15 protein-coding genes are annotated in these 16,226 nt (G+C 52.7%); all 15 read right to left on the reverse strand.

Going from position 1 to position 16,226, the window contains the following annotated elements; genetic code table 11:
• Positions 1 to 32 precede the first annotated feature (32 nt).
• The 15 genes from I2H39_RS02285 to I2H39_RS02355 all read right to left on the reverse strand — a co-directional run bounded on the left by I2H39_RS02285 (position 33) and on the right by I2H39_RS02355 (position 16,192).
• The gene (locus I2H39_RS02285; RefSeq protein ID WP_195625712.1) at positions 33 to 950 is read right to left on the reverse strand and encodes a hypothetical protein; all 918 of its coding nucleotides are present in this window, start codon (positions 948 to 950) and stop codon (positions 33 to 35) included.
• 398 nt (positions 951 to 1,348) lie between these two features.
• Positions 1,349 to 2,215 carry a pyridoxamine kinase gene (locus I2H39_RS02290; protein ID WP_195625713.1) on the reverse strand — a complete coding sequence of 289 codons (867 nt, stop codon included), beginning with the start codon at positions 2,213 to 2,215 and terminating at the stop codon, positions 1,349 to 1,351.
• A 13-nt stretch (positions 2,216 to 2,228) separates the two neighbouring features.
• A complete protein-coding gene (locus tag I2H39_RS02295) occupies positions 2,229 to 2,852 on the reverse strand; it encodes an ECF transporter S component (RefSeq protein ID WP_138311111.1) in 624 nt (207 codons plus the stop codon).
• Between the two features lie 165 nt (positions 2,853 to 3,017).
• Positions 3,018 to 3,668 carry a thiamine diphosphokinase gene (locus tag I2H39_RS02300; RefSeq protein ID WP_138311112.1) on the reverse strand — a complete coding sequence of 217 codons (651 nt, stop codon included), beginning with the start codon at positions 3,666 to 3,668 and terminating at the stop codon, positions 3,018 to 3,020.
• The gene (gene rpe / locus I2H39_RS02305; RefSeq protein ID WP_138311113.1) at positions 3,665 to 4,330 is read right to left on the reverse strand and encodes a ribulose-phosphate 3-epimerase; all 666 of its coding nucleotides are present in this window, start codon (positions 4,328 to 4,330) and stop codon (positions 3,665 to 3,667) included. Before rpe ends, I2H39_RS02300 begins: the two co-directional genes overlap by 4 nt.
• Positions 4,331 to 4,332: 2 nt before the next feature.
• Positions 4,333 to 5,211: a ribosome small subunit-dependent GTPase A gene (gene rsgA, locus I2H39_RS02310; RefSeq protein ID WP_195625714.1), complete on the reverse strand. Its 879-nt coding sequence runs from the start codon at positions 5,209 to 5,211 to the stop codon at positions 4,333 to 4,335.
• A gap of 9 nt (positions 5,212 to 5,220) precedes the next feature.
• Positions 5,221 to 7,389 (reverse strand): Stk1 family PASTA domain-containing Ser/Thr kinase, encoded by a 2,169-nt coding sequence (gene pknB / locus I2H39_RS02315; RefSeq protein WP_195625715.1) that lies wholly within the window; start codon positions 7,387 to 7,389, stop codon positions 5,221 to 5,223.
• Positions 7,383 to 8,129 carry a Stp1/IreP family PP2C-type Ser/Thr phosphatase gene (locus I2H39_RS02320; RefSeq protein WP_138311116.1) on the reverse strand — a complete coding sequence of 249 codons (747 nt, stop codon included), beginning with the start codon at positions 8,127 to 8,129 and terminating at the stop codon, positions 7,383 to 7,385. The genes pknB and I2H39_RS02320 overlap by 7 nt, the downstream gene beginning before the upstream one ends.
• A 2-nt stretch (positions 8,130 to 8,131) precedes the next feature.
• On the reverse strand, positions 8,132 to 9,220 hold the full coding sequence (gene rlmN, locus I2H39_RS02325; protein WP_138311117.1) for a 23S rRNA (adenine(2503)-C(2))-methyltransferase RlmN: 1,089 nt from the start codon (positions 9,218 to 9,220) through the stop codon (positions 8,132 to 8,134).
• Positions 9,221 to 9,243: 23 nt separating this feature from the next.
• Positions 9,244 to 10,611: a 16S rRNA (cytosine(967)-C(5))-methyltransferase RsmB gene (gene rsmB, locus I2H39_RS02330; protein WP_138311118.1), complete on the reverse strand. Its 1,368-nt coding sequence runs from the start codon at positions 10,609 to 10,611 to the stop codon at positions 9,244 to 9,246.
• Positions 10,612 to 10,677: 66 nt separating this feature from the next.
• On the reverse strand, positions 10,678 to 11,379 hold the full coding sequence (locus I2H39_RS02335; RefSeq protein WP_330641157.1) for a zinc metallopeptidase: 702 nt from the start codon (positions 11,377 to 11,379) through the stop codon (positions 10,678 to 10,680).
• A gap of 2 nt (positions 11,380 to 11,381) precedes the next feature.
• Positions 11,382 to 12,368, reverse strand: coding sequence for a methionyl-tRNA formyltransferase (gene fmt / locus I2H39_RS02340; protein ID WP_195625716.1), 987 nt, complete (start codon positions 12,366 to 12,368; stop codon positions 11,382 to 11,384).
• Between the two features lie 11 nt (positions 12,369 to 12,379).
• On the reverse strand, positions 12,380 to 12,865 hold the full coding sequence (gene def, locus I2H39_RS02345; protein WP_195625717.1) for a peptide deformylase: 486 nt from the start codon (positions 12,863 to 12,865) through the stop codon (positions 12,380 to 12,382).
• A 19-nt stretch (positions 12,866 to 12,884) separates the two neighbouring features.
• On the reverse strand, positions 12,885 to 15,251 hold the full coding sequence (priA, locus tag I2H39_RS02350; RefSeq protein WP_138311122.1) for a primosomal protein N': 2,367 nt from the start codon (positions 15,249 to 15,251) through the stop codon (positions 12,885 to 12,887).
• Positions 15,252 to 15,400: 149 nt separating this feature from the next.
• Positions 15,401 to 16,192 (reverse strand): class I SAM-dependent methyltransferase, encoded by a 792-nt coding sequence (locus tag I2H39_RS02355; RefSeq protein ID WP_195625718.1) that lies wholly within the window; start codon positions 16,190 to 16,192, stop codon positions 15,401 to 15,403.
• Positions 16,193 to 16,226: the final 34 nt, after the last annotated feature.

Below are 16,226 nucleotides of genomic sequence, written 5' to 3' on the forward strand. Positions count from 1 at the left end.
TATTCAGTCTTATCCTGCCCCGCTTACAGCTGTCACAGACCAAACTCATGAAATAACCGGTCCTGATACTGCCGGTCCGTGGCCGCCCGTATAATATCATCTGTCCTGCCAGCCTCTGCCAGCCTTGCATTCAGGGTATTTACACGCTCAAGCGCCTGTACGGCCCCTTCTCTTTTGCCTTCCCTCATACCCTTCTCAATACCTTTCTCAATACCTTGCTCAATACCTTGCTCCAACAGCATTTCACCTAGAACAGTCATTCCAATCCTCTCCTTTATCTGACCTAATTCCTCCCGGTTCAAGAACTTGACTGCCAGTGCATACAGCACTGACTGCATCTTTTTTCTCTCGTCATCGTCTATATCAAGTTCCTTCCTCTGTAAAAACTCCATCCCCTGATAAATGCGTTCCGCCGTGCCCATGGTTCCCGACATGAACGGAGCCAACAGCAGCGGAAACACATCGCGGCGTTTCAGCGCCTTACCCTTGCGAATCTTCCGCCCCAGCTTTTCAAAAACCTTATCCCCACTCCTGTCTCTCAGACGCACCAGTTTTATTCTGTAGACACTGTCACCATTCATCAGTTCCCTCATCAGGACCTTTACCTTTGATGTGCACAATACCACGGTCGTAACCTGGACATCATACGCAAATCCTATGTAGGCCTCGTATTCACGGAACCGCCTCAAGTCTTTCTGCGTAATGCTGTCGCTCTCAAACTCCAGATGCCTCCATGAATCGTCTGTCATGATGAAATTAAAGTCCTCCTCCAGCCTGCGCATCTCCAGATGAATGTGTTCAGTAGGCGCAATTCCGGCTATCCTGCCCTCTACTCCCACATACGGCAGTAAATCCTCGCCAAAAAACTGGGCCGCCGTCTTCATCACCCGGTCCTCTATCTGGCTAAAGCCCATGTTTTCCGCCTGGTCAGACTGGTTTCTTTTTCCCATACAGCCTCCTGTTCCGGCAAGCCATATAAGACCCTATCCCCATTATAGCGTTTTCTCATAAACCAGACAATAGTTCCTTTGCCTTTCGTGTATTAAAACGATACTTAATAATGGAATAATTGCCCGACGTATATGTATACTGGGCTGAATAATTAGATGAAAGCTAAAAAACAGATACATTCAGATTTCTTAAAATAGGATAATGAGCGATAGATGCTTATATTTCCCTATTGTCTGGTTTCTATAATATAACACCATCCCGGGAAAAACGCAATGGATAAGCTTTTTTATTCTGCCGCCTGAACTGTGGCCTGCATACAATCCAGGCGGCCTTTCCGCCTCATGTCAGCTTCCCCGCCTTATACCGGTTTTCCCGCGCCGCATCAAGCTTCCCCGCTTTATACCGGTTTTCCCGGTTCATGCCTGCTGTCCACTGCACGGACAAGCACCTCCATCAGTTCCTCAAAGCACACGCCGTTGGCTATGGGTATTTCCAGCTCCTCGGACCTGGCAATGCAGGCTTTTACGAAAGAGGCCGCCAGGCGCACCGCGCGGTCCAGACTCCATCCCCTTACGGCGGCAGCCGACACCACGGAGGAGAACACATCCCCGGTTCCCGGCCTCTCATGGCCCACACGCCTGGTTCTGGGGAAGGCGGTCCGCTCTCCCTCAGCCACCACATTCATAATAAAACCGCCCTGGTTCACACCTGTGATAACCACGCATCTGGGTCCCATGGCCTGGATTTCCCCTGCCAGCTCCTTAAGTTCCGTCCTGCTCCAGCCATCCCTGCGGTAAGTCCTGCCGGTCAGGATACACGCTTCTGTCAGATTGGGGGTAACAATATCCCCCATGGACACCAGCTCCTTCATGCGGCTGCACATGGCCGGCGTATAGGTCGCATAAGTCTCCCCGTGGTCCCCCATAATAGGGTCTATAATTACCTTGGTATCTTCCTGGCCGAACTGCCGTATCACATCCATCACAATCTCAATCTGCGCCTCGGAACCCAGAAAACCGCTGACAATGCCGTCAAAGGTCAGCTCCAGCTCCTTCCACTTGCGGATGAACTCTCCCATCTTCGCCGTGTAATCGTCAAAGAAATAGACGGGAAACCCTGTGTGGTTGGACAGGATGGAGGTGGGTATGGGGCAGCACTGGACCTTCATGGCGGATAAAATGGGAATAGTCACTGTCAGGGAACAGCGGCCGTATCCGGATAAATCATTAATCATGGCAATCTTTTTCTGTCGGTAAGCACTCATGTCAAATCTCCTGTCATCTGAGCCGGTCAAAGAGCCCAGTCCTTATAAGTGTGCTGCGAAGGGGCATGTAGATGGCCACCGCCGCAATGGCAGATGTAACAGCATTGATGGAGGTGGAGGCAATGTTCCAGGCCAGCACCAGCTCTGCCGCAGGCTTGCCCAGAATGGCCAGCTTATAATAATATCCCACCAATGGGTCAAAAATAACATTGAATAGCAGCCCGCAGACAGAGGCAGCCACCACAAAACGGAATACATGGCGCTTATCGGAGCTCTCATTAATCCTGCCAAGCCTGTGGGCCACCAGACCGGTTATCAGGCCGATGCAGAGTTTTAACAGAAAGGTCTTCGGCGCATACACAACATAAACAGGGTCGAACAAATCCCCGATGGTCATGCCCAGAGCACCCCCTAATCCGCCGTAAAAACCTCCTAACATCAGGGCTCCCAGGACACAGACCGCATTGCCCAGATGGATGGAGGTGGCATCGCCTCCCGGAAGGGTAATCTTTATCTGCAAAAATGTAAAAACCACATAGGATAATGCCGCAAACAGGCCGGTCAGGGCCAGCTTGTAGATACGGCTGTCTTCCAGGCCCCTGTTATGACCTGCTGTCACTGCACTGGATGTCTTCATACTAACACTCTCCTCATATTGTATATTTCTTACTGCATGGAATGCATCCATTCATGTCACCTATGGTATCACTAAGGTGGAATGTTTTAAATATCCAGTTTGAGAAGTTTTGACCAGGCCAGTTTTGTAAGAATTCATGAAAACAAACATCCGGAATCAATTTTGTCAATCATGGGATTCCACCACAATCAGCACCCCGTCCGTAAAGGTAATGGTCCCTTCCTCCCCCACAAGTTCATTGCTGATACAGAGGCTGGTGCCTATTTCTATGTCCTTCTCATGGAGCGGGTACTTAAAGCCGGTAAGGGTAATGCCCCTGACCTCCCCGGTAAGCGGAAGGAAGGAAATGTATTTCCCCCAGGTCTCATTCCTCTTAAAGGTCCTCTCCCCGTCTATCAGGTAAATACGGTTCTGGCTGTCCAGGATATATGCCTCCATTCCCTTTTGCAGGCATGGAAACAGCAGATGGATATTGCCCAGCATATGGTCCATGCGTCCGCCTGTGGCACCCAGCACCACCACCTGGGTGCATCCCGTTGCCTGGGCTTTTAAAAGGGCCAGCTCTGTGTCCGTTTCATCCTTTTCCGGCTGATGGGTATCCCAGACAATATGTTCCATTCTCCTGTAATATGCCAGTACCTCCGGCCGCACCGTGTCAAAATCACCTACAATCATATCCGGCTCCAGGCCCAGGGCCTTTACGGCCTCCAGTCCTGCATCCACTGCAATGACTTTATCAAATGTTTCCTGTCCCAAAAAAGAACCGGCGAAGGACAGGTCCAGTTTTCCGCCGGTTATAATCAGACAACGCTTCATTTCTCATATTCCTTTAAAATATCCATGAATTCCCTGGTTCTGGCAGAGGGGTCCTGGCCAAAGACAGCAGAGCCAGCCACAAATATATTGGCGCCCGCCTCAATGATTTCCCGGACATTGCCTGCATTTACACCGCCGTCCACCTGAATGTCCGTCTTAAGCCCCTGGTCATTTAGCATGTCTCTGAGCCGGCGTATCTTGTTCAGGGTATAAGGAATAAACTTCTGGCCTCCGAAACCAGGATTCACGGTCATTATAAGCACCATATCCAGAGCACCGAGGATACACTCCAGGGATTCCACGGGTGTGGCCGGATTCAAAGCCACGCCTGCCTTCAGACCGGCTTCCTTAATCTGGTTCACCACACGGTCCAGATGGGTACAGGCCTCAGCCTGGACTGTTATAATATCCGCTCCGCAGTCCTTCATATCCTCCACATAGCGTCCCGGCTCCTCTACCATCATGTGCACATCAAAAACAGCCCTTGTACATGGGCGCAGGCTCTTGATTACCGGCATGCCAAAGGAGATGCTGGGCACAAAAGCCCCGTCCATCACGTCCAGGTGAAGATACTCGGCCCCTGCCCCGTACACCTCCTTCACCTGTTCTCCCAGGCGGGTAAAATCAGCCGCAAGAATCGACGGCGCTAATTTATAATACATGTCTAGTACCTCCTTTTATTTTTCAGGTCCTCATACATGAGGATGTAATTGTCATACCGGCTGGCGCTCAGCTCACCCCGTTTCAGGGCCTCCTTCACACCGCAGACCCGCTCACCCACGTGGACGCATCCCAGGAATTTGCACTCGTCCTCATATGGCCCGAACTCAGGAAAATAATCCTTCAGCTCTCCCGGCTCCAGGGTATCAATGAACATGGAGCTGAATCCCGGCGTATCCATCATGTAGGTGTCCTCTTCCACATAAAACAGTTCGGAATGCCGGGTGGTATGGCGTCCCCTCTCAATCTTATGGCTGATATCCCCTGTCTCCATGGCTGCCTGAGGCTGGATGCAGTTAGTCAGTGAGGATTTTCCCACGCCCGACGGCCCGGCCAGTACTGAGGTTTTTCCTCTGAGGATTTTTCTCATTTCTTCCAGTCCTGTGTCGTCGTAGGTACTGACAAAATGGACCTCATACCCTGCCCTCTCATAGATAGCCCGGTACTTATCCACAAGACCTGCCTCCCCCAAATCAACCTTGTTAAAGCAGATGATGACCGGCACCCCCTGAATCCCCATCATCACCAGAAAACGGTCCAGAAGGTTCAGATTCGGTTCCGGATGCGTGACGGCAAACACGACCAGAGCCTGGTCCACATTTGCCACGGCCGGCCGGCTAAGGGCGTTCTCCCGGGGAAGGATGGCGTCGATATTCCCCTCCTTCTCCCCCTCATCCAAAACAGAGAACTCCACATTGTCCCCCACCAGGGGCTTGATCTTGCGGTTGCGGAACACGCCCTTAGCCTTGCACTGGTACACATGGTTCCTGCCGTCATTGACATAATAAAAGCCTGCAATTCCTTTGATTATCTTACCTGTCATATACTCCTCTTATCCCACCGGGAAAAATGACACCGGATAGGACTTGATTACTGTTAAATTATCTGCATCCACCACTTCCACCATACCACTGTCCACACCGTAGGCCCCCTTGATTCTGGGGAATACCACGGGCACGGTCTGGGCTCCCACTACCAGCCTTGGACTCATTAGGGTGGTGTAAACAGAAGCACCCTCATCGTTGGTCTGGTTGAGGCGAATCAGCACGCGCACGCTGCTGGTCTGGGAAGCCGGTCCTATATAGTTGCTCAGGGAACATGCCTCGTCAATAGAGCCGATATAATACCTCTCATCCTCCGCCTGGGTCTGTGCAGGCTTGCCGCTGACCACATAATCCACTGCTGAGCCCGGAGGAAGAATGGTTCCCGGCGACTCTGACTGATTGATAATCAGGCCCTCCTCCACCGTATCGCTGGCCTCCATGGTCACATTTCCTGTTAAAAGGCCTGCGCCTGCCAGCAGGGCGTCTGCTGATGTGGGCGGCTGTCCCAGAAGATTGGGGACCCGTCCCTCCACATTCTGGGAGCCCTTGCTTACATAGAGGCTGACGCTCTCGCCCACCTTCACCACCTGGGGGCTGAACCGAATCACATTGCCCTTTATGACAGTGTCGCTGTTCTCCTCTGCAACCTCCACAGCCAGCCCTTTCTGCTCCAGCAGAAGCTTGGCGTCCTCTCCGGTCATCAGGGTCAGGTCCATGGCATTCAGGTCCACCTTATCGCTGCCCTTGCTGATTGTCACTCCCACGGTACTCCACTTCTTGACCACGGTGCCTGCCAGAATATCCTGGCCCATGACCTGTCCTTCCGTATAGTTATCAGAGTACTCGCTGCCCATGACCTCCATCACCAGGCTGCTTTCCTTCAGCTTTTCCCTGGCCATATCCTGGGGCAGCCCCAGAACACTGGGCATATTTATCTGGTCCTCTGTGTTAATGTCCACAATGGTGGGGGCGCCTTCGGTGGTCACAGCAACTGTCTCTGTGGACGGCTTATTGCTGCCCTGCCTGAAGAGCCCTGTAAGACGTGAAAATACAAACAGCACCACCGCCACAATAATGATGGCCGCCACAATACCGAAGGCCGTAATGATGCGCTCAAACTGAGTGCTCACATCGTCTCCGTCGTTCTTTTTCCTGGTATGGAGGCGGCCTTCTTTTTTGTGCTGTTTCGGCTTGTTCCTGCCCTGGGGTTCAGTTTTCTCTTCCTCCGGTTCATCCAGAACCTCCTCGGGATAGTTTTTCCTGCCGCCCTGGATGCTGTTCAGTTCTTCCCTTGTAATGGACCTGGTCTTGCCAAGCTCATCCTCTTCCCCGTCCTTGCGGGCATAGATATCCCCCTCCGGGTCCATCAGAGCCTTACGAAGGTCCTCAATCACATCCGCCACACAGGAATAACGGCGGTCAGGACGTTTTTGCGTACATTTTAATATAATCTGTTCCAGCGCATGGGACATGTCAGGCACATACTGGCTGGGCGGCGTAACCGGCTCCTCCAGATGGGCCAAAGCCACAGTGACCGTGTTGTCCCCCTCAAAGGGCACACGCCCTGTGACCATCTCATACATGGTAATGCCAAAGGAATAGATGTCGCTGCGCTCATCGCAGTAGCCGCCCCTGGCCTGTTCCGGTGAGATATAATGGACAGAGCCCACTGCCGTGGCGTTCATGGTCTGGGAGGACACGGCCCTGGCAATGCCGAAGTCAGCCACCTTCACCTTGCCGTCCCTGGATATAATCATGTTCTGGGGCTTGATGTCACGGTGTATGATGTGCTGTTCATGGGCCGCCGCTATGCCCTGTCCCACCTGGAGTGCGATTCCGATGGCTTCCTTGCTCTCCAGATACCCTTTATTCTCGATATAATTTTTAAGAGTGATGCCCTCAATCAGCTCCATGACAATATAATGGTATACATCCTCATCCACAACATCATAGACACTGACAATATTGGGATGGGACAAACGGGCTGCTGACTGGGCCTCCATCTTGAATTTACTCACAAAATTCTCGTCAAAGGCAAATTCCTCTTTTAATACCTTAATGGCAACCAGACGGTCCAGGGTATGGCACCGCGCCTTGTACACCACGGACATGCCGCCAGAGCCAATCCGTTCCAGAATCTCATAGCGGTTCTGAAGATATGTTCCGGGAGTTAACATATGCCCGCCTCCCTTCCCGACGGATTCACAAGAACCACCGCAATATTGTCAATGCCGCCCTGACGGTTGGCTTCCTCTATCAAAAGGGCTGCCTTTTCCTTAAGACTTCCCTCTCCTGTGACGATTTCATACATGGCCTGGTCCTCCAGCATATTGCTGAGGCCGTCGGAGCAGAGCAGGATATAATCCCCATCCTCCAAATCCACTTCAAAGAAATCCGGCTCCACTTCCCTGCCGATTCCCAGGGCCCTGGTGATGATGTTCTTGCGCCTGTTATAATCCTCGCTTCCCCTTTTCATCTGTCCGATGGCCACCATCTCCTCCACATAGGAATGGTCCCTGGTAACCTGCCGGATGGAATCACCGTGTATGAGATAGAGACGGCTGTCGCCCACATTGGCCACATAGAGGATGTTGTCCTCCACCACGCCGGCCACCAGAGTACATCCCATCCCTTTCAGTTCTTCCCTTTTTAATGATTCTTCATACAGCATTCCATTCACTGCCTCAATGCCCTTTTTTAACTGCATCACAGGAGAGCCGTCCCCTGCCCTGTTTATGTATATCACCAGATTCTCCACCGCAAACCGTGAGGCATAATCACCGGCCCTGTGGCCGCCCATGCCGTCTGCCACCAGAAACAGGTTTGGCAGGGAGCCCACCTTTTCCGGTGAGGCATAAATATAGTCCTGGTTCATGGTCCTGACCCGGCCAATGTCTGTCAAAGCATATGCTTCCATGGTCATCCCTCTCCTTCCGTGCATTGTGGTGCCGCAGAAGCTTCCTTATAGCTTCTGCGCAGCTGGCCGCAGGCTCCGCCTATATCCCGGCCCATTTCTCTTCTAATAGTAACATTTATACCGTTTTTTTCAAGAAGATTTTTGAAATCCTGTATGGCCTTCTGGCCGGACTGGACGTAATCCCGTTCCTTGATGGGATTCACCGGAATCAGGTTCACATGGCCGTGCTGGTCCTTTATAAGCTTTGCCAAAGCCCTGGCCTCATCCAGATTGTCATTGACCCCCCGCACCAGACTGTACTCAAAGGTAAGACGGCGTCCGGTCGTTTCGTAGTAATAACGGCATGCCTCCAGCACGTCCTGTAATTGATAGCTGTTGGCTATGGGCATCAGGGTTTTTCTTACCTCGTCATTGGGAGCATGAAGGGAGAGCGCCAGTGTCACTGCCATGCCCTCCTGTGCAAACTTTTGAATACCCGGAACAATGCCGCAGGTGGAGATGGTAAGATTCCGCTGGCTGATATTCAGCCCCTTGTCATGGGAAATAAGCCGCAGGAAACGGATGACATTGTCATAGTTATCCATGGGTTCTCCTGAACCCATAACCACCACATTGGAGACACGCTCCCCTGTAATGGACTGAATCCTGTATACCTGTTCCAGCATCTCGGAGGGACGCAGGTTCCGTTCCAGGCCGTCCAGGGTGGAAGCGCAGAACCTGCAGCCCATGCGGCAGCCCACCTGGGAGGAGATGCAGACGGAATTGCCGTGGCGGTACTGCATCCACACGCTTTCAATCACATGGCCGTCCTCCAGGCCGAACAGATACTTCCTGGTACCGTCCACCTGGGAAATGCGCTCTTCCACCATCTTAAGGCAGGTAAGTCTGTACTGCTCCTTCAGTTTCTGCCGCAATTCCTTAGAAAGGCTGCTCATATCGTCAAATCCTTCCGCCAGCTTCACATGCATCCAGTCATAAAGCTGTTTTGCCCTGAAAGATTTCTCTCCCAGGGCCGCCATCTCCGCTGTCACTTCTTCCAGTGTCATGGATTTTATATCTTTCTTTCCATTGCAGTCCAATAAATCCAGCATAAAAACTCCTTCCAAAACCACCTCTAAATACCATCCCGGCCCGGTTCACTGTCCATGCGTCTGAATACGCTGATAAAGAACCCGTCATAGGGATGCACTCCCGGAAGAAACTGAACCCATCCCTCCTTTAATGAGGGCTCCTTGGGCAGTCCGTCAAACCGGTCCGTCAAATCCACCGGTTCAAGAGGGAACTGTTCTCTTAACCAGGCAGCATTGTCCTGGTTTTCCAGCCTGTCAATGGTACAGGTGCTGTAACAGAGAAGCCCTCCCGGCTTTACATACTGCCAGACAACAGACAGAATCTGCCGCTGGAGTCCTGCCAGCTCCTCCAGCTTTTCCGGCGTCATATTGTACTTAATGTCCGGCTTTCTCCCTATGATGCCCAATCCGGAACAGGGCAGGTCGGCTATGACAATATCCGCCTTTTTAACAGCCGACAAATCCGGCTCCAGGGCATCCCATACCAGGGTCTTCATGTTGGTCACGCCGCAGCGGGCCATGTTTTCCTCAATCAGGGCTGTTTTCTGATATGTAAGGTCCCTGGCTTCCACCATCCCGGTGCCCCTAAGCTTATCCGCCAGATGAAGGCTTTTGCCTCCCGGGGCAGCGCATACGTCTATGATATAATTTCCTTTTTCAGGGGATGCAATCTCCCCCACAAAGGCTGAGGTCACATCCTGTACCTGTATCCAGCCCTTTCTGAAGGCATCCAGTCCCTCCAGGTAATCATACCCGTCAATGGCTATCATGGACTCCATGAAGGGCAGCTCCGAGACCAATGTTCCCTGGTCCCTTAGGGAGGCCAGGATACGCTCCCTGTCCGCCCGGTGCAGGTTGCATCTGACCCAGGTTGGCTTATCCTCAAGAAAAGAGGCGGCAATCTTCTCCGCCTTCTCTTTTCCAAACTCCTTTTCCCACATGCCGTACATCCACTGAGGGATACTGTAGCGCAGGGAGGGAGTGTCAAAGGACAAATTCTCCTTTTCCCTGGAAATGGTCCGCAGTACGCCGTTCACAAATCCCTTAAGCCCGGAAAAGTGACGTTTCACCGCCAGCTTCACCGCCTCATTGCAGACAGCGGAATCCGGTACGCGGTCCATATATAAAATCTGATACACGCTCATCCGCAGAAGACTGCGGATAAAGGGTTTCATCTTATTAATCTTAGTCTTGGAGTACCTGTTTATGACCTCATCAATCTGAATCAGGTATTCCAGGGTTCCTTCCACGGCACGGGTGATAAAGGACCGGTCCGCCTTGCCCAGGTACTGGTACTTCTGCAGTGCCTGGTTTAAGACCAGATGGACAAAAGCCCCCTGTTCCAGCACCTCCGTCAATATGTCCAGGACAATTTCCCGGTTTTCCAGTCCTCTGTCTAAGGTCTTTGCCATCTGAATTTTCTCCTCTCAGGGCCTGTCTGAATATAAATCCCCATAAATTCTCCCGGACCCTGCGCCTTAATCATTCCTGCGGTTGCCGAATAATATGAGCAGGCGGAGAAGCTGGAGAACGGATGCCGCCGCTGCCGCCACATAGGTAAGGGCCGCTGCGTTCAGTACCTTCCTGGTCTGTCCCACTTCCTGCCCGGCCAATATTCCTGTGGAATCCAGAAGAGCCACCGCCCTGTGGGAAGCATTATACTCCACCGGCAGAGTCACCAGCTGGAACAGCACTGCCAGGCAAAACAAAAGGATACCCAGATTCAAAAGAACAGAGCTTCCTCCCAGCAAAAGGCCGATGATAATCAGGGGCCAGCTCAGCTGGGCGCCCAGGTTGGCTGCCGGCACCAGGGCCGCGCGTATCCTCAGCGGAGAATAGTCATTGGCATCCTGCATGGCATGGCCGCACTCATGAGCCGCCACTCCGATGGCCGCGATGGATGTGGAATTATACACTGCATCGGACAGGTTCACCGTCTTGCTTCTGGGGTCATAGTGGTCTGTCAGGTTGCCTGCCACACGGCGCACGGTCACGTCATAGATTCCCTGATTGGCCAGAAGCCGTTTGGCGGCTTCAGCGCCTGTCATGCCGCACATGCTCCTGACGGAGCTGTAACGCTGATACGTGGAGTTAAGCTTGGCAGAGGCTGCCATGGATATGATAACGCCAATCAATATCAGCACATAGGTGGGGTCAAAATAAAACATAGGGTAAAACATCATCAATCACTCTCTTTCTTTACAAAAACGTCCCCCTCCGGGATAGGATATCCGCGGAGAAAAGCTGGGGTATCCATGCGTTTCTTTCCTTCCATCTGAAGCTCCCTGACGGACAGCAGGCCGCTGCCCGTGGAAACCACCAGGCTGTTCTTATCCGAACGCACCACGGTGCCGGGAACCATCCCTGTTTCTGCCGGTAATCCTGATTCAGCCAAAAAGCCATCCGCCTCCCGGCCTGTAACCGCATCCGCCGACCATATCTTTATTGTCTTCCCATTCCACAGGGTATATGCACTGGGCCATGGATTTAATCCCCGAATCAGGCGTTCAATGGACACCGCGCCCTGATTCCAGTCAATGTCGCCAAGGGACTTTGTCAGCATCCTGGCGTAGCAGGTGCCCTCCTCTGTCTGTGGGGTACGGACCAGTGTGCCCTGCTCCAGCTTTGCAAGGGTGGATAAAATCAGTTCCCCGCCTGCCTGGGAAAGCTTGTCATGCAGGCTGCCGCCCGTTTCCTTTTCTTCAATGGGGATTACTGTCTTTTCCAGCATGTCCCCTGTATCCAGGCCAGCGTCCATCATCATGGTAGTGATGCCTGTCTCTCTCTCACCGTCTATGACGCACCACTGGATGGGTGCAGCGCCCCGGTACTTCGGAAGCAGGGACGCGTGGATATTGATGCAGCCGTACTTAGGAAGCTCCAGCACTGCCCTGGGAAGAATCTGTCCAAAAGCTATGACCACATACACATCCGCCTCCATGCCCTGAAGGACTTCCACAAAGGAGGCATCACGCACCTTTGCCGGCTGATACACCGGAATGCCGTATTCCATGGCCTGTATCTTCACAGGCGTCATCTGGACTTCCTTTCCCCTGCCCCTGGGCTTATCGGGCTGGGTCACCACGGCAATTACCTGATGACCAGCTTCCACCAGTGCCTTAAGGGCTGGCACGGAAAAATCCGGTGTTCCCATAAATACAATGCGCATAAACCTCACTCCTATTCTGTGATTTCTTCCTCATCGGCAGCGGTATCCACCAGTTCTCCCTCCACCAGCTCCACATACATCTGGCCTTCCAGATGGGCGCATTCATGGCAGATGGCCCTGGCCAGCAGGCCCTCGCCTTCCAGCTCAAACGGCTCCATATTTTCATTCAGGGCCCTCACCTTGGCATAGTTGGGGCGGGTGACAATACCTGACTTGCCCGGCAGGCTTAAGCATCCCTCATAACCGGTCTGGCTGCCTTCGGTGGCTATGATTTCCGGGTTAATCAGTACGTACTGGTTCCCGTCGTCCACGTCAATGGTTACAATCTGCTTCAGCACTCCCACCTGGGGTGCTGCCAGGCCGCAGCCGTTGGCCTGGTACATGGTCTCAAACATATCTTCAATCAGCTCCATGGTGCGCTCATTCATCGCTTTCACAGGCTTACACTTCTTTGTCAGAATATCGTCTCCCATAATCCTTATCTGTCGAACTGCCATCTCTTCTCAATCTCCTTCATCATGTTAAATCGTACTGCACAGTCAGTCCATCACGGCCTTCTAATCCCTTCAGGCCCTCTTCCGTCATTTTCCTAATCTGTATCAGTATATCATAATTTTCATGCTTTATATATAAAATTTTTCTATAAATATCATTAACTTTGTATACCGCTGCATTGACCGGCCCAATGAGCCGGAAGGACCTGTATCCCTGTATTTTTTCCTGCTCCATGCGGTCCGCCCACTGCTGCACCCATCCTGCCGCCAGGTCCGCTGTCTGTTCCAGCGTCCCTTCCAGAGGGCAGGCCAGCTGGATGGTAAGCAGTGCCACTGCGGGAGGATATCCCAGCAGCCGTCTGTAAGCCATCTCCTGGCCGTAGAAGCTCTCATAATCCTGGGTAGCTGCCGTGCGGATGCTGTAATGCTCGGGCTGGTAGGTCTGAATCACCACATTTCCAGGCAAATCCCCTCTTCCGGCCCGGCCGGCTGCCTGGGTCAGAAGGGCAAAGGTCTGCTCCCCGCACCGGTAGTCCGAGGCGTAAAGGGACAAATCCGCTGCCAGGGCTCCCACCAGGGTCACCTTTGAGAAATCATGCCCCTTGACAATCATCTGGGTGCCTATAAGTATATCTGCCTCTCCCCTGGCAAATGAAGATAGTATCTCCTGGTGCCCGCCTTTTTTGGAGGTGGTATCCAAATCCATCCTTAGTATCCTGGCCTTAGGGAAAAGCTCTGCTGCCATGGCTTCAATCTTCTGGGTCCCTGTGCCAAAGGGCGCAATATAAGGCGAGCCGCACACAGGGCATTTTTTCGGCTGGGGAATGGTATACCCGCAGTAGTGGCACATCATGCGCCCGTCCCGGTGCAGGGTCAGGGTCACATCGCAGTGGGGACACTTGACAGCCTCGCCGCAGGAACGGCAGGACACAAAATTCGCATAGCCCCTGCGGTTGATGAACAGCATGACCTGCTCCCTTTTTTCCAGGCGTTCCTCTATCAGCTCCTTAAGACGCCTGCTGAAAATAGAACGGTTCCCCTCCTTTAATTCTTCCCGCAAATCCACGATTTCAACCTGGGGAAGGCAGGCGTCCTCCTTAGCCCTCTCCTTCAGGGTAAACAGCCCGTACTCTCCCCTCAAAGCCCTTGTATAGGACTCCAAAGAAGGGGTGGCCGAACCCATGACAAGGGAAGCATCATTCATCCGGGCCCGCCTGGCGGCTGCTTCCCTGGCATCATAGCGTGGGGACAGTTCGCTCTTATAGGCATTTTCATGTTCCTCGTCAATGATAATCAGCCCCAGGTTTTCAAAGGGGGCAAACAGGGCGGAGCGCGGTCCGATGACAATATCGATGTCTCCTGTCCTGGCCCGTTCATACTGGTCATACCGTTCCCCTGCAGACATGCGAGAATTCATCACCGACACCCGGTTGCCAAAGCGGCTGTAAAACCGCATAACGGTCTGCCAGGTAAGGGAAATCTCCGGTATCAGCACAATCACCTGCCGCCCGGCTCCCAGCACATGGGCAATCAGCTCCATGTAGACCTCCGTCTTACCGCTTCCCGTCACCCCGTGAAGCAGATAAGTCCGCCGGATTCCCCGGTCATACTCCCCTGTAACTGCATCTGCAATCTCCTGCTGGAAAGGATTCAGGTCCGGCGGGGCGCCCCACAGGCCGGTTCCCTCTGCCGCCCGGCTATCTGCTGCCGTCCGATTATCCGTCGCCCGGTTATCCGCTGCCCGGTTATCTGCCGCCGCACGGCTCCTATCACCGCCCCCCATAAGCAGCTTCATTTCCTCCAAAGGATTCCGGTATTTCTCCACCACCTCCACGGCAATGATTCCGGCCTCCAAAAGAGGCTTAATGGCTGTTGCTGTCAGGCTCAGCCGGTTCATGGCCTCCTCATAGGGAATGGCTCCGTTCTGAAGCAGGGCTTCTAAAAGCCGCAGCTTAGCCTTATGCTTCTTCCGTCCGGCCTCCTCCGCCAGCTCCTCCAGCACGCCCCTGCCAACCAGGGAACGGATTCTCCGTTTAGGCGCCTCCCTGACCTTCTGCTTCACAGGCAGAACTGTTTTCAGGGCCTGATTCATGGTGGAGCCATACCGTTCCTTCATCCACCAGGCCAGCCAAATAAGCTGGGACTCAGCAGGCACGCTTCCCTGCACAATCCCAGCCACATCTTTTAATTTATGGACATCTATCTGAGCCTGGTCTGTCAGCTCCACCACATATCCCTTACGCTGCCGGTTGCCCTGTCCAAAGGGTATGTAAACCTGCTGCCCCACCTGGATTTTCCCCTGCAGCTCCTCCGGTATTTTGTACTGGAACGTTCTGTCCACATTTTCGTGGGAAATATCTATAATAATACTGGCATATCTCTGCGCCACTCACTTCACCTGTCTGTCCTGATATTTTGTACTTTGGTTATTATACATGAGAATTCAGCAAAATGCAAATGGGACGGGGAGATAGGCAAACACGGACAGGAAATTTTATCCGAGGGGAGAAAGGCCGACATGGATTACTGTATTGCATTTTACTTTTGGAATATGTCAATTGCATGGCTTGTGATGCCTGTCAGGTCCCCGCGTTCACAGGTGGCATAGTGGTATTTCAGGTATAATTCAAATGTCTCATCGTCCATCTTATCAATTGCTTCGCGCATGAGCAGGGCGCAGCCGTCCGCTGCGGCATAGTGCAGGCGCGTTGTGGGGAATACGGACATCAAATCGTCAATGTCTTCTTTGCGTACAAGTTCAAACAGGTCCTTTGGTTCGGATTTTGCGGCAAAGGTTTCGGGGTCAAGCAATCCCCTTTTAATGTATTCAGATACATGGATGCTGCTGCGGTTGAATCCTTCGTCCAGGAGACATCCGTCGGATATAACGTATGCGGCTATGATTACGCCTCCTTGTTTTGTGACGCGGATAGCCTCCCCCAGCGCCTGGCGCTTATCTTCCTGATTATAAAGGTGATATAAGGGTCCTAACAGCAGCGTAATGTCATATTGATTGTCCGGAAAGGCGGATAAATCCAAAGCATTGCCCTGTGTAATTGTTACATGTTCCTCGGGCCGTGTGTGTTTGCGGAATACTTCTATATTATGGGGGACCAGTTCCACTGCGTCAACCTGATAACCCTGACGTGCCAGCGCATGGGAATACCGGCCGGTCCCTGCGCCGATTTCCAGCACCCGGCTGCCGGGGGGTATGTATGCTTCAATGTAGCGCATGGTGGTAAGAAATTCAACGGCGCCATGCTTCATGCTCAGACGGCTGTCCTCGTCATAGTTATTATAAAAATCAATGATGTACTGATTTGTTGTCATAATGCACCTCTGTTTCAACCTGATTGTGATATAC

Origin of the sequence: Clostridium sp. 1001283B150225_161107_B6 (assembly GCF_015556325.1) — a bacterium.
GTDB lineage: Bacteria > Bacillota > Clostridia > Lachnospirales > Lachnospiraceae > Enterocloster.